The sequence below is a fragment of the Lentzea sp. NPDC102401 genome, assembly GCF_044765805.1.
Lineage (GTDB): Bacteria > Actinomycetota > Actinomycetes > Mycobacteriales > Pseudonocardiaceae > Lentzea > Lentzea sokolovensis.
The window spans coordinates 1-15,522 of sequence record NZ_JBIWKS010000024.1; the positions used below are offsets into that span (position 1 = coordinate 1).

The window sequence follows — 15,522 nt, forward strand, 5'->3', positions numbered from 1 at the left end:
CGAACCCGGTAGTTAAGCCCTTCTGCGCCGATGGTACTGCACTGGTTACGGTGTGGGAGAGTAGGTCGCCGCCGAACTTAATTTGCCCTGCGGGTTGAGCGCCACAAGCGCTCCCCGCAGGGTTTTTTCTCGTTCTAGAACAATCTGTTCGCCAACTCCGCGACCGCCCGCGCATCGCAGTCGCGCAGCAGCTCACGGAGACTCGCCGCAGGGTTGCGGTCCGAGTAGGCGAAGCCCAGCCGTGCGATCGTCGCGCCCCACTGGACGTCGTCGCCGACCGCGTCGGCCAGCTCTCGCCAGCCACCACGCGTCCGGTGCAGGTAGGCGGGCCACCGCGTGGCGATCTCGGCGACGGCCACGAGATCGCCGGCCTCCTGCGCATCCACTGTGCCGAGCATGCGCAGGTAGAACTGCCAGACGTTCAGCAGCCGCTTCTCCTCCCGCACCGACTGCTCGGGCTGGGCCCTGAGCCGGCGTCGCAGTTGTTCGCGGACGTCCGGGTGTCGCTCGATCGCGACCACGTCCTTACCCAGCCTGCCGATGGTCGCGATCTCCGACATGGAGAACAGGACCTGCTCGGGAACGGTTTCGGCCGGGACGGTCTCGCTTTCGCGATGCACCGGGCCAAGCTGGGACAGCAACACCTGGTCGACGTTGTCCGCAGTGGTGCGCGGCAGCCGCACCGGGAGTTGGACCAGCTTGCGCAGGAACGTCCACCCGGGACTCGGATCATCGGGATGCGTCACGATCTTCGCGTCGGCGAGCTCCTTGTAGGCGTTGTCGACGTGGGCCGCCACGACGGTGGTGTCGAGCCCCAGCACGAACCTGGTGGCGGGGAAGTCGTCCGACAGGAACACGTTGATCGCCTCGAACACCTGAGCTGTCGTGCGAGGTGTGCAGCGGTCGAGATCATCGATCAGCAGAATCAGCTCGTGATGGCTGGCGGCCAGGTCCTTCACCAACGCCTCGACGTCGTGCTGCACCAGGTAGAGGTAGCCGGCGCGGGCGTTGTAGTAGGGATCGCGGATCAGCGGATCTGTTGTGGTGCCTGCGAAAGCGTTGCTCACGACCGGTCCCGCGAACAGCTCACCCGGCAGGAACGCCGAGGCTCTGGCGAACAGGTACCGGAGTCCCGTGTGCAGCACCCCGGCCGAAGCCAGGCCCGCGGTGACCCACCACGCCCAGCCGAACTTCAGGTTGGTGAGGGCGTTGAGCACCGACAGACCGAACCCCAGGGCCGCCAGCGACAAGAGCGGCGAAAGGATGCGCCGCCACAGCTGACGCTGGAGGTGCCGGCGGTCGACGCGACCGGCGTTGCGGGTGAACCAGTACTGCTCGCGGGCGTTCTGATGCGGCAGGATCACCGATTCGGCCGCCTCCGTCACGGCCCTCGCGAGCCCCGCCCACACCTGTTCGCTCGACTGGTGCCGCCACGGGTTGAACGACACGAGGACCGGCGTGGACTGCGGCAGGATCTTCGAAGGCTTCTGCTTCGTCCTGGTGTGCGGCCGCCACAGCAGGCGGTCCGCGCCGAACGCCGTGAGCCTGCGCCCCTTCGGCGTCGGCCTCGGTGGCGGGGACAACCTGCCCTTGACGAGCTCCAGCAGCGTGCTCTTCCCCGAGCCCCAGGCACCTTCGAGCGTGATTACGGTCGGTGCGTCCGTGCCTCTCGGGCTGAGCATGTCCCTGAGCGCCTCCACCAGTGCGCCGCGGTCGAGCAGGTCCTGCTGGGCCACCCGGTCGCTGAATCCGTAGGTCGACACCAGACCGGTCAGTGACGTCAACGGCAACCGTGGGTTCCAGATGCGCAGCTGTCCGGAAGGGCTACCCGACGCGATGCGCGGCTGTGCGTCCGGTCCGTTGAAGACGATCAGCACCGAGACGCTGCACAGCGGGCTCTGACTCACGAGGTTGCCGGTGCGCAGGTTCCAGACCTTGATCGACCCGCCTTCGCTGCCCGACATCAGCAGTGGTGCACCCGAGGCGGGGAAAAGACCCAGCGTGGTGACCGGACTGGCGTGTCCGGTCAACCGGAGAACCTGGCTGGAGCTCGAGGTCACAACGATCTCGTTGCCTTCGGCCTGGACGAGGACGTCCGATGTCGCCAGGGACCGTTCTGCGCGGCGTGGCCTCGTGTCGGGGACCGCATCGTCGACACGCGCACCGGTGGCGGCGGCGACGACCGCCGGGGGTCCCTGCTCGAAGTACACGAAGAGCAGCGGCAGTTCCAGATCGGAGTTGACGGCGAGGCCGTTGATGGGCGAGCGGAACTCGACGGTGCCTTCGAGTTCCATCTGCTGCGGCTCGGCTGAGGTCACGCCTGCAAGGTCGGGAAAGGGACGAGTTTCGTTTCCGGCAGGTTTCTGTCCGGTCGGACTAGTGCGAAATCGGCCTGAACAGGGTGAAGATGTGGACCATGGAACGCCGAGCCCGCACCTCAGGACTGCGCCGCAGCCGCACGGTCACCGCGCCGAGGCTCGGTGAGCTGTTCAACGGCTATCTCAATCCGGAACGGCCGCACGCCGGCGCCTACGACGAGATGTTCTCCACGGACAACGGGGTGCGGAGTGCTTACCGCGCGCTGTACGAGTCGGTGGCTCCGTCGCAGGTCAACGAGCTGAACGCGCGTTCCGAAGCGTTGGGACGGGCCTTTGTCGACCAAGGGATCACGTTCTCGCTGAGCGGCCAGGAAAGGCCGTTCCCGCTTGATCTGATTCCCCGGATCATCACTGCCAGTGAGTGGTCGAAGCTCGAAAAAGGCATCGTTCAACGGGTACGGGCGATGGAGATGTTCCTCGCGGACATCTACGGCGACGCGCAGATCGTTCGGGATGGAGTGTTGCCTCGGCGTCTCATTACGAGCTGCGAGCACTTCCATCGGGAGGCGGCCGGCATCAGTCCGCCCAACGGGGTGCGCATCCACGTGTCGGGTGTGGACCTGGTGCGGGACGAGCAGGGGACGTTCCGGGTTCTCGAAGACAATCTGCGGTGTCCCAGTGGCGTTTCCTACGTCATGGAGAACCGGCGGACGATGGCGCGGGTGTTCCCCGATCTGTTCGCACGGCATCGCGTGCGCGCGGTGGGTGACTACGCGGTGCATCTGCTCAGGGCGTTGAGGAACGCTGCCGCGCCCAACGCGGCGGATCCGAACGTTGTTGTGCTGACGCCTGGTCTCGGCAACAGCGCCTACTTCGAGCACTCGCTGCTCGCGCGGCAGATGGGTGTGGAACTGGTCGAGGGGCGGGACCTGTTCTGTCGCGACAACTTCGTTTACCTCCGGACGACCGAGGGTGAGCGCCAGGTCGACGTCATCTATCGGCGCATCGACGACGACTTCCTCGATCCCGTGCACTTCCGGCCGGACTCGGTGCTCGGTATTGCCGGGCTGTTGAACTCGGCGCGGGCGGGCAACGTCGTCGTGGCCAACGCCGTGGGCAACGGGGTGGCGGACGACAAGCTCGTCTACACGTACATGCCGGAGATCGTGAAGTACTACCTCCAAGAGAAGCCGTTGCTGCCGAACGTCGACACGTTCCGGTGCTGGCTGTCCGAGGAGCGGGCGCACGTGTTCGACCGCATCGACGAGCTGGTGGTGAAGCCCGTCGAGGGGTCCGGCGGGTACGGGATCGTGTTCGGGCCGGACGCGACGGTCCGGGAACTGAACTCGCTGCGGAAGCGGATCAAGAGCAACCCTCGCGGGTGGATCGCGCAGCCTGTCGTGCAGCTGAGCACCGTGCCGACCAAGGTCGGGGACAGGCTCGCGCCGCGGCACGTCGACCTGCGGCCGTTCGCGGTCAACGACGGCAACTTCATCTTCGTGTTGCCCGGCGGGCTCACTCGCGTGGCGTTGCCGGAGGGGAGTCTCATCGTGAACTCCTCGCAGGGCGGCGGGTCCAAGGACACGTGGGTGCTCGCGGCGAAGTCGTCGAACCAGGAACAGGAGCTCGCGGAACCCGGACTGGCCGGGCCGGGCGAGATGGAGGCCGCTGCCGCCGAGCAGGGGCCGGAGCTGTCCACTTCCCAGCAACAGCAACAACAGCAGCAGTAAGGAGGCGCGCGAAATGCTGGCACGCAACGCGGAGTCGCTGTACTGGATCGGCCGTTACGTCGAACGGGCCGACGACACGGCGCGCATTCTGGACGTCTCGGTCCACCAACTGCTGGAGGACGCGACCGTCGACCCGGACGCGACGTCGCGGCAGTTGCTGACGGTTCTGGGCATCAAGCCGCCGGTCGGGGCCGCCCAGTTCGACGTGTGGTCGCTCACGGAACTGGTGGCGTACAACAAGGACAACCCCGCTTCGATCGTCTCGTCGGTCAACAGCGCGCGCGAGAACACGCGTGGTGCTCGTGAGGTCGTGTCGACCGAAATGTGGGAGTGCCTCAACGCGATGTGGAACGCCGTCGCGGAACGGGAGACCTACGCGCGCACGATGGGACCGCACGCGTTCTTCAGCTTTGTCGAGGAACGGGCGGCGATGTTCGCCGGGCTGGCGGACTCCACGATGTCACGGGACGACGGTTGGCGGTTCCTCGTGCTGGGACGGTCGGTCGAACGCGTCGACATGATCGTGCGGCTGCTGTTGGCTCGTGTGGGAGACAAGGCTTCTTCGCCTGGATGGGTCACGGTTCTGCGGTCGGCCGGTGCGCACGACACGTACCTGAGGACGTACCGCGGCGCGTTGGACGCGTCGAGAGTGGTGCAGTTCCTGTTGCTGGACAGGCTGTTCCCGCGGTCGGTGTTCCACGCGCTGAGGCAGGCCGAGTCCTGTTTGGAACAGCTGGAGAACCAGCCGTCGGTGCGCGTGGGGGCGCGGGCGGAGGCGCTTCGGTTGCTGGGCCAGGCGCGCAGTGAGCTGGAGTTCCTGCGGCCGCACGACCTGCTGGACGACCTGCCGAAGCGGCTGGCGGCGTTGCAGAAGACGGTTCGTGACGTCGGTGAAGCCGTGTCGCAGCAGTACTTCCACGTGGCGCAGTGGGTCGCCTGGACGAACACCGAGGTGGGCTGACCATGAGCTGGCGAGTACGTGTCGTGCACACGACGGGCTACCAGTACGACGCACCTGTTTCGCAGTCGTACAACGAGGCGCGACTGACACCGCGTGGTGACCGCCGACAGAACGTGGTCGTCTCACGCGTCGAGACCACCCCTGCGACCCGTGCGTACCGGTACACGGACTACTGGGGCACGGAGGTCACGTCGTTCGACCTGCACGCCCCGCACAAGGAACTGCAGGTAGTCGCGTCATCGGTCGTCGAGACGAGCGCGGAGATCGAGCCGGTGACCACGGGCACGTGGGGTGACGTGCGCGCGGAGAACATCGTTGACCGCTACACGGAGTTCCTCGAGCCCACCCTCTACACGCCGCGCAACCGCGACCTGCTGGCCGTGGCACGCGATCTCAAGAAGGGGCAGTCGCCCTCGGGCGCGGTGCTCGCGGCGTCGCAGTGGGTCTGGGAGCAGTTGACGTACCAGCCAGGGTCGACCGGCGTGCACAGTTCGGCCGTCGACGCGTGGCAGGAGAAGAAGGGCGTCTGCCAGGACTTCGCGCATCTGACGTTGGTGTTGTTGCGGGGCATGGGGATTCCGGCGCGTTATGTGTCCGGATACCTGCACACGAAGAAGGACGGCGCGCTGCGAGAGACGGTGCGCGGCGAGTCGCACGCGTGGATCGAGGCGTGGACCGGCGGATGGTGGGGGTACGACCCCACGAACGCGATGCCGGTCGGGCCGCGGCACGTGTGGGTGGCGCTCGGGCGCGACTACGCGGATGTGGCTCCGTTGAAGGGGATCTACTCGGGTAGCGCGGCGACCGCGTTGGAGGTGACGGTCGACATCACGCGCCTTGCGTAGGACGTTTTCACCCGAATGAGCGCCTTATTTGGACCTGCTACAAACCCTAGTTTCGGCCTATGACTGTGATCACATCCACTGCGTACAGCCGGGATCTCGGGGACGAACTGCGTCGGTTGCGGGAGACCTGCACCGAGCTGGGTGGCCGCGCGGCTCGGCTGGGATCCGAGCAAGATGTCCACCATCGAGCACGGCAAGGCTCGTGCGACCGAGATCGACCTGGTGCAGTTCCTGACCGCGTGCGGCAAGGACGCCGACTTCTTCGAGGAGTTCCGGCGGCGCTATGCGAAGGCCTTCGACGAGTACATCGTGCAGGTGCCGGACAACACGCGGACGATGGCTCTCGCCGAGGCGACCGCCAAGACGATCACCAGTTACGACCCGCGGTCCGTGCCCGGTCTCTCGCAGACGCCGGAGTACGCCGACGCGCTGTACCGGTTGGGCGGCTTCATCGCGGAGGAACGAATCCCGACGATCGTTCAGTTCCGCATCGAACGCCAGGCGATCCTTCGACGACACGATCGGCCGACTTGCTTGTTCTACGTCCACGAGCTCGCGCTGCGGCAGCAGGTCGGGAACGACCAGATCATGGAAGACCAGTGCGCGAAGCTCCTGTTCGGAGCGCCCGAGATCCGGATCGTGCCGGCCCACATCGTGGTTCCGTCGTCGGGCTGCGTGCTCTGGGAGTACGAGAAGGCGTACCCGGTCGCCTTCGGTGAGACCGACCTCGCGAAGGTGTTCGTGCAGGATCCAGGGGCCATCGCGCGCACCAGGCTGCTCTTCAACCACCTGGATGAGGTCGCGCTGGATGCGGAACAATCGCGGAGCAGGCTGGCGGAGTACGTCAGCCCACCGCGAGAGGAATTCGATGGCCGAGGACCGCGTCTGGCGTAAGAGCAGCTACAGCGATGCGACCGAGGACGGGAACTGCGTCGAGGTCTCGATCGCTCAGGACGTGCTGGTTCGTGACTCCAAGAACGCCGACGCGGGCACGCTGAGCTTCAGCGCACCCGCGTGGCGTGCGTTCGTTCAGCGCCAGCCGTGACGTTCGCGTAGGGCGTCCACGACCTGGCCGAAGGCGGCGGGTGCCAGCACGGCACCCTCACGCCGGATGTCGTCGTCCGAGTCGAGGGCGAAGACCCGGTCGAGGCGCAGGTAGGAAGGCCTGCCCTCGCGGTCCCAGGCGCCCGCGCCCAGTTCCAGGAAGTCGTCGCGCGGCTCCTTCGACGAGAGCATCAGCGCCACGAGGTCGCCGCCCGCGTGGCCCACGACCAGCAGCGGGCGGTCCTTGCCGCGGTTGGCGTCCTCCTCGAAGGGCACCCACGCCCACACGACCTCACCGGGGTCGGCGTCGCCGTCCATGGTGGGCGCGTAGTCCAGCTTGGCGGCCTGTGCCGCGTCGAAAACCTCACGGACCGCGCCCTTCGCCGGGCGGGGGTCTTCACCGTTCGTCTGCACGGACGCACCCTAGTGGTGCAGGGCACAGCGACCTCTATGGGACCATAAGGGGACACCCGTCCGATTTCCTGTTGAGGACTGCCTTGACCTCGTTCGCCGACACGACCTTCACGCCGCCGGAGCTCATCCGGAACTTCTGCATCATCGCGCACATCGACCACGGCAAGTCGACGCTGGCCGACCGCATGCTGCAGCTCACCGGCGTGGTCGACGCGCGGGCGATGCGGGCGCAGTACCTCGACCGCATGGACATCGAGCGCGAGCGCGGCATCACCATCAAGGCGCAGAACGTGCGCCTGCCGTGGCAGCTCGACGGGCAGGACCACGTCCTGCACATGATCGACACGCCCGGCCACGTCGACTTCACCTACGAGGTGTCCCGCGCACTGGAGGCCTGTGAGGGCGCCGTGCTGCTGGTCGACGCCGCGCAGGGCATCGAGGCGCAGACGCTGGCCAACCTGTACCTGGCGATGGAGAACGACCTCACCATCATCCCGGTGCTGAACAAGATCGACCTGCCCGCCGCGGACCCGGACAAGTACGCGAAGGAGATCGCGCACATCACCGGCTGTGAGCCGGACGAGGTGCTGCGCGTCTCCGCGAAGACCGGTCTCGGCGTCGGCGCGCTGCTCGACGAGGTCGTGAAGAAGGTGCCGGCCCCCGTCGGCAGCGACGACGCCCCGGCCCGCGCGATGATCTTCGACTCGGTCTACGACACCTACCGCGGCGTCGTCACCTACATCCGCGTCGTCGACGGCAAGATCACGCCGCGCGAGCGCATCAAGATGATGTCGACCGGTGCGACCCACGAGATCCTCGAGGTCGGCATCGTCTCGCCGGAGCCCAAGCCGTCGCAGGGCCTCGGCGTCGGCGAGGTGGGTTACCTGATCACCGGCGTGAAGGACGTGCGCCAGTCCAAGGTCGGCGACACCGTCACGTCGGAGCGCAAGGGCGCCACGGAGCCGCTGGCCGGCTACCGCGAGCCCCGTCCGATGGTCTACTCGGGCCTCTACCCGGTCGACGGCTCGGACTACCCGGAGCTGCGCGAGGCGCTGGACAAGCTCCAGCTCAACGACGCCGCCCTGACCTACGAGCCGGAGACCTCCGCCGCGCTGGGCTTCGGCTTCCGCTGTGGCTTCCTCGGCCTGCTGCACCTGGAGATCACCCGCGACCGCCTGGAGCGCGAGTACGGTCTCGACCTCATCTCCACGGCCCCGAACGTCGTGTACCGCGTGGTGATGGAGGACGGCGCCGAGATCGTCGTGACGAACCCGTCCGACTGGCCGGAGGGCAAGCGCGCCGAGGTCTACGAGCCCATCACCAAGTGCACCATCATCGCGCCGTCCGACTACATCGGCCCGATCATGGAGCTCTGCCAGTCCAAGCGCGGCCAGCTCGGCGGCATGGACTACCTGTCCGAGGACCGTGTCGAGCTGCGCTACACGATGCCGCTCGGCGAGATCATCTTCGACTTCTTCGACTCCCTGAAGTCGCGCACCCGCGGTTACGCCTCGCTGGACTACGAAGAGTCCGGCGAGCAGGACGCGGAGCTCGTCAAGGTCGACATCCTGCTGCAGGGCGAGACGGTCGACGCGTTCAGCGCGATCGTGCACAAGGACTACGCCTACGCGTACGGCACGCGCATGGCGACGCGTCTGCGTGAGCTCATCCCCAGGCAGCAGTTCGAGGTGCCGATCCAGGCCGCGATCGGTGCCCGCGTGATCGCCCGCGAGACGATTCGCGCCATCCGCAAGGACGTGCTGGCCAAGTGCTACGGCGGTGACATCACCCGTAAGCGCAAGCTGCTGGAGAAGCAGAAGGAAGGCAAGAAGCGCATGAAGATGGTCGGCCGCGTCGAGGTGCCCCAGGAGGCCTTCGTCGCCGCGCTGTCCACCGATGAGCCGAAGGGCAAGAAGTAGGTTTCAGCTGTTCGAGCGACTGTCGGCGTCCGAACAGGATGCCTACAGTCGTTTGACATGACAACCGCTTTGAGCCGTGAGAACGACGTCCGCCGCTTCCAGAAGTGGGATGCGGACAACGACGGGATCATCGACCGCAGCGACTACGGGGCCGAGGCGAGGCGGATCGTCGGGGCGTTCGGGGAGAGCCTGAACAGCGGACGTGGCCGTGCCGTCATGGAGGCGTTGATCGTTCTCCACCGACGCCAGGCGGACGCGGCGGGCGTCGGCCTCGGCGGCGCGATGAACCAGCGGCAGTACCTCGCGGCGAACCAGGAACTGATGTTCGGCCGCGGCGACGAGGGCTTCGACGAACTGCTGCGGCCGGTCATCGCCGCGATCGCGGACCTGTGCGACACGGACCGCGACGGCCTGGTGAGCAAGGTGGAGCTGCGCCGGTGGCTCGGCAACGCGGTGGGTCTGAGCGACGCCGACTCCGACGCCGCGTTCGACCGCATCGATCTCGACGGCGACGGCACCCTCACGGTCGACGAACTCGTCGTGGCGGTGCGCGAGTTCCACTACGGGCGGCTGGACATCCCGCTGCTGGGCTGAGTTCCTTCATCCGGTGGGTTCTATGAGCGCGACGACCCGTTCTTCGTCGCGCGAGTAGGGCCCGCCGATGTACTTCTGGGCGATCGAGTCGATGATCTCCCACGCCGCGTCCCCTTCGAGCCACTCCACGACCCGGCCGCGCAGGGCGACCGGCTGGAACGGGTTGTCCGGCGGTGTCAGGGAGATCGCCACGCGCGGGTCGCGGCGCAGGTTGCGGGCCTTCTGGGAACCAGGGCCGGTGAGGATCGCGATGTGGTCGCCGTGCGTGCCGATCCACAGCGGCACCGAGTGAGGCGCGCCGTCGGGCAGGAGCGTGGCGAGGTGGGCGATCGGGGTGCCGTCGAGCACCGTGCGGACGTCCGCGTTCATCGCTGCACCTCGTAACGGAGGTGGGTCACGCCGGGGGCCGGGGTGGCGTCGATCAGGGTGAGGCGCACGTGCTTCGGGAGTTCCTGGAAGAACGGGCGGCCGCCGCCCAGCAGGATCGGCACCTGGTGCAGCACGACCTCGTCGACCAGTCCCGCCTGGAGCGCCGCGTTCAGCACGCCGCCGCCCATCAGGCCGACGTCCTTGCCGTCAGCGAGTTCCAGGGCCTTCGTGAGCGCGTCCTCGATGGACGTGGCCGGCGTCTGGCGGTCGGTCAGGTCTGCGGCGCGGTGGGAGAGCAGGACGAGCTTGGCGTTCGAGTGCGGGCTGCCGCCGCCGAAGCTCTCGGAGTCGTCGAACGTGTTGCGGCCGGCGACCACGGCGCCGACGCGTCCGGCGTGGAAGTCGAAGACCTCGGCGCTGGGCTCGCTCAGCTTGAAGCCGCCGAACTCCTGGCTCTCCACCGTGCCGTCGAAGTACCAGTCGAACAGCATGCCGCCGTCGCCGAGGCCCTGACCCGGACGGGGGTCGTGACCGGTGATGTATCCGTCGACCGACACCGAGTGGGCGCTGATCACCTTGCTCATCTCGTGCTCCCTTGAGTTCCTTTAAGAGACTCCAAGACCGTAGCAGACTTAAGTTCCTTAAGGGAACCCCAAGTTGCTAGAGTGGGGACATGCAGCGGACGAGCTTCAGTGGGATGGCGTGTTCGATCGCGCGCACGCTCGACGTCATCGGGGAGCCGTGGTCGCCGCTGATCCTGCGTGACGTGTGGGTCGGGATGAACCGGTTCGAGCAGCTCCAGGCCGACCTCGGGATCTCGCGCAAGGTGCTGACCGAGCGGCTGAATCACCTTGTGGAGCAAGGGGTTCTGGAGCGCCGTCCGTACGACCAACGGCCGCGCTACGAGTACGTGCTGACGGTCAAGGGCACCGAGCTCATCGACCTGCTCATGGTCATGAAGGGCTGGGGCGACCGGTGGCTCGCGGGCGAGGCGGGGCCGCCCGTGCTGTACCGCCACCACGCGTGCGGAGAGATCGCGGACGTCGAACTGCGGTGCGACCACTGCGGTGAGCCGATGCGGGCCGGCGACGTCGACCTGCTGCCCGGCCCTGGTGTTGCTGGATCGGCAACGTAGTTTGCCAATCTGGCACGGTCGGGAGCATCGTCGAAGCATGACGACCGCACAGGAGTTCTGGGAGACCTTCTACTCGGAGCGGGACCAGGTCTGGTCCGGCAAGCCGAACCCGTTGCTGGTGCGCGAGGCCGAACGGCTCACGCCCGGCAGCGCGCTCGACATCGGGTGCGCGGAAGGTGGTGACGCCGTCTGGCTCGCGAAGAGGGGCTGGCGGGTGCTGGGCGTCGACGTGTCGCAGGTCGCGCTGGACCGGGCGCTGAAGCACGCGTACGACGCCGGCGTCGAGATCTCCGTGGAGCGGCACGATCTCAAGGCCACGTTCCCCGCCGGCCTGTACGACCTGGTCAGTGCGCAGTTCCTGCACTCGCCGGTCGAGGAGGACGGGGAGCGCAACAGCATCCTGAAGAAGGCGGCGGGGGCCGTGGCGCCCGGCGGGTACCTGATCGTCGGCGGGCACGCGGGGGCGCCGTCGTGGTCCGAGCACCAGGACTACTATTTCCCGACGACGAAGGACGTGCTCGACCACCTCGCGCTGAAGGACAACTGGATCATCGTCACCGACGAGGTGGTGGAACGGCCGCTCGTCGGGCCGGACGGCCAGCAGGAGACGCGCAAGGACAACGTCCTGACCCTCAAGAGGTTGTTCTAGAAAACGCGAAGGCCACCCTCGGCAACGTTGCCGGGGTGGCCCCAGGGTGATTCGTCAGGCGGACCGCAGGAGGCGGTCCATCGCCTGCCGGTTGATGATCGAACGGAGCTCGCCGGTCTCCTCCGCGCTGTGGCGCGACAGGATGGCGTCCAGTTCGAGACGGTCGCTCTCGGTGGTGTAGCTGGCCAACTGCCGTTCGAGGCTCCGGCGCGAGAAGCGAGCTTCACGGCGCGAGGCCAGGCTCGAACGCAGGGACTTCACGGACAGGTCGTGGCGGGTCATCGTGTCCTTCCAATCTTGGTTACGTTTCGATAATACACCCTGTTCAAGAGACCTGTACCGATGAAGAAGCGAGTTAGCTCACGTACTCCGCGAGCAACCCGAGGGCGCGCGCGTACTTGGCCTTCAAACGATCTTGTGTGGCGTCGTCCAGACGGGCCATCCGGGCGGGGGAGAGGTTGTCGCTGATGTCCGCGCGCTTCACGGAGAGTGCCAACGGGTTCGCGGCGACGCGGCGGAGGTAGTCCTCCTGCGGCTCCTCCGGGAGATGCGACAGGGCCACCACGGCGTCGACGACTACCTCGGGGCAGCCGCGCGCCAGCAAGTCCGAAGCGGTGACTGGGGTGTCCTCGATGACGTCGTGCAGGACGGCGGCCATCTGCTCGTGCTCGCCTGTCATCGACGCCATGACCCGCAACGGGTGCCCGATGTACGGCCGGCCCGACTTGTCGACCTGGCCGTCGTGGGCCGCGGTGGCGATCGTGATGGCGTCTTCGAGGGTGAACACGCCCCTCAAGTTAAACCAGGGCTTGACCAGACGCAGTGGTCTAGTCCATTTTTAGTCCACTCACAACATGGCCGCCGCATGATGTGTGGAGGTGGACCATGTCCAAGACCAGACGAGCAGCTGTAGCGCTGCTGTCCGCGCTGTTCGCTTGTGCCGGTCTGGTGTTGGTGATCAACGGAAGCGCTGCCGCCGCGAACCTCGCGGCCAACAGCGGCTTCGAGGCCGGCAACCTGAGCGGCTGGACCTGCACCGAGGGCACGAGCGTCACCAGCAGCACGAAGCGCACCGGCACGTACGCCCTGCAGGGCGCACCCGCCGGACAGAGCAACGCGCGGTGCCAGCAGACCGTGACGGTGCAACCGAACACGGCCTACAAGCTGTCCGCGTGGGTGCAGGGCAGCTACGTCTACCTCGGCGTCACCGGTGGCGTGGAGAAGAACACCTGGACGCCCGGCACGAGCGGGTTCTCGCAGCTGACCGTGGACTTCACCACCGGCAGCGCCACCAGCGTCACGATCTACCTGCACGGCTGGTACGGCCAGCCCGCGTACTTCGCCGACGACGTCAACCTCGACGGCCCTGGCACGCCGCCGACGACCACGAGCACCACGACGTCGACCACCACCACTACGACGACGACCACGACGACCACCACCACGACCAGCAACCCGCCGAACACCGGTCTGCCGAAGCACGTCCTGACGGGCTACTGGCAGAACTTCTACAACGGTGCGCGCGCCCTGAAGCTGGCGGACGTTCCCACCACCTACGACATCATCGCGGTCTCGTTCGCCGACGCCACGGCGGTGCAGGGCCAGGTCGCGTTCAACCTCGACCCCGGTCTGAGCAGCCAGCTCGGCGGCTACACCGACGCGCAGTTCCGCGCGGACATCAAGACCGTGCAGAACCGCGGCCAGAAGGTGATCATCTCCGTCGGCGGTGAGAAGGGCACGATCAGCGTCGGCAACTCCACGGCGGCGACCAACTTCTCCAACAGCGTCAAGAGCCTGATCTCCACCTACGGCTTCAACGGCGTCGACATCGACCTGGAGAACGGCGTCAACGCCACCTACATGGGTCAGGCGCTGCGCAGCATCGCGGCCGGCGGAGGCAGCGTCATCACCATGGCGCCGCAGACGATCGACATGCAGAACGTCAACTCCGAGTACTTCAAGCTGGCGCTGGCCACCAAGGACATCCTGACCATCGTCAACATGCAGTACTACAACTCCGGCTCGATGCTCGGCTGTGACCAGCAGGTCTACAGCCAGGGCACGGTCAACTTCCTGACCGCGCTCGCGTGCATCCAGTTGCAGAGCGGCCTGCGCGCCGACCAGGTGGGCCTCGGTCTGCCGGCGTCGCCGTCCGGTGCCGGTGGCGGTTACCAGTCGCCGTCCAACGTCAACAACGCGCTCAGCTGTCTCGCCCGCGGCACCGGCTGCGGGACGTTCAAGCCGAGCACGACCTGGCCGTCCATCCGCGGCGCCATGACGTGGTCGATCAACTGGGACGCCTCGAACAACTGGCAGTTCGCGAACACCGTTGCCCCTCATCTGGACTCCCTGCCCTAGATGATGGAACCGTCGGCGTCACGTCCACAGTGGACGTGACGCCGACGTCCGTTCGGAGCAGTCCTTGCGTCATCAAGGACACAGGGCTTCACCAGGCATTTGCCGCCCGACCCCACTAGGTTGTCCCCCATGTTCCACACGCTGGCCGTGCCCGTGATCGCCGCGCCCATGGCAGGTGGCCCGTCCACCCCCGAACTGGTCGCCGCGGTGAACGAGGCAGGCGGGTTCGGGTTCCTCGCAGCCGGGTACGTCACCGTCGAGCAGCTCGCGGAGAAGATCACACGCACGAGCGAGCTCACCACAAAGCCGTTCGGGGTCAACCTTTTCGTGCCTGGAACACGGCCTACCAGCGACATCTCGTCCTACGTGCGTCGCGTCACGGCCTGCGCCGAGAAGGTCGGCGCCGCGCCGGGTGATCCCCGCTGGGACGACGACAACTACGCGGCGAAGCTCGAACTCGTGCTGGCGCTGCGGGTTCCGGTGGTGTCGTTCACTTTCGGCCTGCCCGACGCCGACGACGTCCAGCGGCTCAAGGCGGCGGGCTCCACGATCGTCGTGACGGTCACCACCCCGAGTGAAGCGCGGCAGGCGCGGCAGATCGGCGCCGACGTCCTGTGCGTGCAGGGCTCGGACGCGGGCGGCCACCGCGGCACGTTCGCCGACGACGGCATCTCGCCCGGTGGTGGTGAGCTCTACGGCACCCTCGCGGCGATCAGGCTGGTGAAGAGCACCGTCGACCTGCCGGTGATCGCGACCGGTGGCCTCGTCAGCGGCGCCGACGTCGCCGCCGTGCTGGCAGCGGGTGCGGTCGCGGCGCAGCTCGGCACCGCGTTCCTCGGCTGCCCGGAGGCGGGAACCAATGCGACGCAACGGGAAGCGCTCGCCGAAGGAGCCCGGCGCACGGCGCTCACGCGGGCGTTCAGCGGACGGCCCGCCCGAGGGCTCGTGAACCGGTTCCTGATCGAGCACACCCCGCACGCGCCCGCCGCGTACCCGAACGTCCACCACCTGACGCGACCAGTGCGTGCGACCGGTGAGGTGGAGGTCATGTCGCTGTGGGCGGGCACCACGTATCCGCTCGCGACGGCCGAACCGGCGGGCGAGGTCGTGAGGCGAATCGGCTCGGAGCTGACCGAAACGATCAAATCCCTGGCTCAGAGGTTCCCGCGCGGCTAAGAAGGAGAGC

The 15,522-nt window shown here is 67.2% G+C and carries 17 protein-coding genes; 11 read left to right on the forward strand and 6 right to left on the reverse strand.

The window, feature by feature from the left end:
* Positions 1–134: 134 nt before the first annotated feature.
* Positions 135–2,318, reverse strand: coding sequence for a P-loop NTPase fold protein (locus ACIRG5_RS46525; protein WP_402917628.1), 2,184 nt, complete (start codon positions 2,316–2,318; stop codon positions 135–137).
* 98 nt (positions 2,319–2,416) lie between these two features.
* Between ACIRG5_RS46525 and ACIRG5_RS46530 the strand changes: the two genes are divergently transcribed.
* From ACIRG5_RS46530 to ACIRG5_RS46550, 5 genes are all read left to right on the forward strand, one after another.
* Positions 2,417–4,048 (forward strand): circularly permuted type 2 ATP-grasp protein, encoded by a 1,632-nt coding sequence (locus ACIRG5_RS46530; protein WP_402917631.1) that lies wholly within the window; start codon positions 2,417–2,419, stop codon positions 4,046–4,048.
* Between the two features lie 13 nt (positions 4,049–4,061).
* A complete protein-coding gene (locus ACIRG5_RS46535; RefSeq protein ID WP_402917634.1) occupies positions 4,062–5,009 on the forward strand; it encodes an alpha-E domain-containing protein in 948 nt (315 codons plus the stop codon).
* 2 nt (positions 5,010–5,011) lie between these two features.
* On the forward strand, positions 5,012–5,854 hold the full coding sequence (locus tag ACIRG5_RS46540; RefSeq protein WP_402917637.1) for a transglutaminase domain-containing protein: 843 nt from the start codon (positions 5,012–5,014) through the stop codon (positions 5,852–5,854).
* Positions 5,855–6,028: 174 nt separating this feature from the next.
* A complete protein-coding gene (locus ACIRG5_RS46545; RefSeq protein ID WP_402917640.1) occupies positions 6,029–6,748 on the forward strand; it encodes a DUF5753 domain-containing protein in 720 nt (239 codons plus the stop codon).
* Complete coding sequence (locus ACIRG5_RS46550; protein WP_093600601.1) at positions 6,723–6,899, forward strand: DUF397 domain-containing protein; 177 nt, start codon at positions 6,723–6,725, stop codon at positions 6,897–6,899. The genes ACIRG5_RS46545 and ACIRG5_RS46550 overlap by 26 nt, the downstream gene beginning before the upstream one ends.
* Here the strand turns inward: ACIRG5_RS46550 and ACIRG5_RS46555 are convergent.
* On the reverse strand, positions 6,884–7,312 hold the full coding sequence (locus ACIRG5_RS46555; protein ID WP_402917644.1) for a type II toxin-antitoxin system PemK/MazF family toxin: 429 nt from the start codon (positions 7,310–7,312) through the stop codon (positions 6,884–6,886). The two genes, ACIRG5_RS46550 and ACIRG5_RS46555, sit on opposite strands and share 16 nt — an antisense overlap.
* Positions 7,313–7,395: 83 nt before the next feature.
* Between ACIRG5_RS46555 and lepA the strand changes: the two genes are divergently transcribed.
* Both lepA and ACIRG5_RS46565 read left to right on the forward strand, forming a co-directional pair.
* Complete coding sequence (lepA, locus tag ACIRG5_RS46560; protein ID WP_319978692.1) at positions 7,396–9,231, forward strand: translation elongation factor 4; 1,836 nt, start codon at positions 7,396–7,398, stop codon at positions 9,229–9,231.
* Positions 9,232–9,288: 57 nt separating this feature from the next.
* The gene (locus ACIRG5_RS46565; RefSeq protein ID WP_402917647.1) at positions 9,289–9,825 is read left to right on the forward strand and encodes an EF-hand domain-containing protein; all 537 of its coding nucleotides are present in this window, start codon (positions 9,289–9,291) and stop codon (positions 9,823–9,825) included.
* Between the two features lie 6 nt (positions 9,826–9,831).
* Here ACIRG5_RS46565 and ACIRG5_RS46570 read toward each other — a convergent pair whose 3' ends face one another.
* Positions 9,832–10,194 carry a PPOX class F420-dependent oxidoreductase gene (locus ACIRG5_RS46570; RefSeq protein ID WP_402917650.1) on the reverse strand — a complete coding sequence of 121 codons (363 nt, stop codon included), beginning with the start codon at positions 10,192–10,194 and terminating at the stop codon, positions 9,832–9,834.
* Complete coding sequence (locus ACIRG5_RS46575) at positions 10,191–10,778, reverse strand: dihydrofolate reductase family protein (RefSeq protein ID WP_402917653.1); 588 nt, start codon at positions 10,776–10,778, stop codon at positions 10,191–10,193. Before ACIRG5_RS46575 ends, ACIRG5_RS46570 begins: the two co-directional genes overlap by 4 nt.
* A gap of 89 nt (positions 10,779–10,867) precedes the next feature.
* Between ACIRG5_RS46575 and ACIRG5_RS46580 the strand changes: the two genes are divergently transcribed.
* Both ACIRG5_RS46580 and ACIRG5_RS46585 read left to right on the forward strand, forming a co-directional pair.
* Positions 10,868–11,329 (forward strand): helix-turn-helix domain-containing protein, encoded by a 462-nt coding sequence (locus ACIRG5_RS46580; RefSeq protein WP_360041804.1) that lies wholly within the window; start codon positions 10,868–10,870, stop codon positions 11,327–11,329.
* 37 nt (positions 11,330–11,366) lie between these two features.
* Complete coding sequence (locus ACIRG5_RS46585; protein ID WP_402917656.1) at positions 11,367–11,978, forward strand: class I SAM-dependent methyltransferase; 612 nt, start codon at positions 11,367–11,369, stop codon at positions 11,976–11,978.
* A 54-nt stretch (positions 11,979–12,032) separates the two neighbouring features.
* Here the strand turns inward: ACIRG5_RS46585 and ACIRG5_RS46590 are convergent, their stop codons facing one another.
* The gene (locus tag ACIRG5_RS46590; RefSeq protein ID WP_319978659.1) at positions 12,033–12,260 is read right to left on the reverse strand and encodes a hypothetical protein; all 228 of its coding nucleotides are present in this window, start codon (positions 12,258–12,260) and stop codon (positions 12,033–12,035) included.
* A 73-nt stretch (positions 12,261–12,333) separates the two neighbouring features.
* On the reverse strand, positions 12,334–12,765 hold the full coding sequence (locus ACIRG5_RS46595; protein ID WP_402917659.1) for a phosphohydrolase: 432 nt from the start codon (positions 12,763–12,765) through the stop codon (positions 12,334–12,336).
* Between the two features lie 98 nt (positions 12,766–12,863).
* Between ACIRG5_RS46595 and ACIRG5_RS46600 the strand changes: the two genes are divergently transcribed.
* Both ACIRG5_RS46600 and ACIRG5_RS46605 read left to right on the forward strand, forming a co-directional pair.
* Positions 12,864–14,336, forward strand: a complete 1,473-nt coding sequence (locus ACIRG5_RS46600) for a chitinase (protein WP_402917662.1) — start codon at positions 12,864–12,866, stop codon at positions 14,334–14,336.
* 129 nt (positions 14,337–14,465) lie between these two features.
* Positions 14,466–15,512 carry an NAD(P)H-dependent flavin oxidoreductase gene (locus ACIRG5_RS46605; RefSeq protein WP_402917665.1) on the forward strand — a complete coding sequence of 349 codons (1,047 nt, stop codon included), beginning with the start codon at positions 14,466–14,468 and terminating at the stop codon, positions 15,510–15,512.
* Positions 15,513–15,522: the final 10 nt, after the last annotated feature.

Bases quoted from the DNA above. Each gene is read 5' to 3' on its own strand.
- ACIRG5_RS46530 (WP_402917631.1), top strand. From the start codon at position 2,417: ATGGAACGCCGAGCCCGCACCTCAGGACTGCGCCGCAGCCGCACGGTC.
- ACIRG5_RS46535 (WP_402917634.1), top strand. From the start codon at position 4,062: ATGCTGGCACGCAACGCGGAGTCGCTGTACTGGATCGGCCGTTACGTC.
- ACIRG5_RS46540 (WP_402917637.1), top strand. From the start codon at position 5,012: ATGAGCTGGCGAGTACGTGTCGTGCACACGACGGGCTACCAGTACGAC.
- ACIRG5_RS46545 (WP_402917640.1), top strand. From the start codon at position 6,029: ATGTCCACCATCGAGCACGGCAAGGCTCGTGCGACCGAGATCGACCTG.
- ACIRG5_RS46550 (WP_093600601.1), top strand. From the start codon at position 6,723: ATGGCCGAGGACCGCGTCTGGCGTAAGAGCAGCTACAGCGATGCGACC.
- ACIRG5_RS46565 (WP_402917647.1), top strand. From the start codon at position 9,289: ATGACAACCGCTTTGAGCCGTGAGAACGACGTCCGCCGCTTCCAGAAG.
- ACIRG5_RS46570 (WP_402917650.1), bottom strand. From the start codon at position 10,194: ATGAACGCGGACGTCCGCACGGTGCTCGACGGCACCCCGATCGCCCAC.
- ACIRG5_RS46575 (WP_402917653.1), bottom strand. From the start codon at position 10,778: ATGAGCAAGGTGATCAGCGCCCACTCGGTGTCGGTCGACGGATACATC.
- ACIRG5_RS46580 (WP_360041804.1), top strand. From the start codon at position 10,868: ATGCAGCGGACGAGCTTCAGTGGGATGGCGTGTTCGATCGCGCGCACG.
- ACIRG5_RS46585 (WP_402917656.1), top strand. From the start codon at position 11,367: ATGACGACCGCACAGGAGTTCTGGGAGACCTTCTACTCGGAGCGGGAC.
- ACIRG5_RS46590 (WP_319978659.1), bottom strand. From the start codon at position 12,260: ATGACCCGCCACGACCTGTCCGTGAAGTCCCTGCGTTCGAGCCTGGCC.
- ACIRG5_RS46600 (WP_402917662.1), top strand. From the start codon at position 12,864: ATGTCCAAGACCAGACGAGCAGCTGTAGCGCTGCTGTCCGCGCTGTTC.
- ACIRG5_RS46605 (WP_402917665.1), top strand. From the start codon at position 14,466: ATGTTCCACACGCTGGCCGTGCCCGTGATCGCCGCGCCCATGGCAGGT.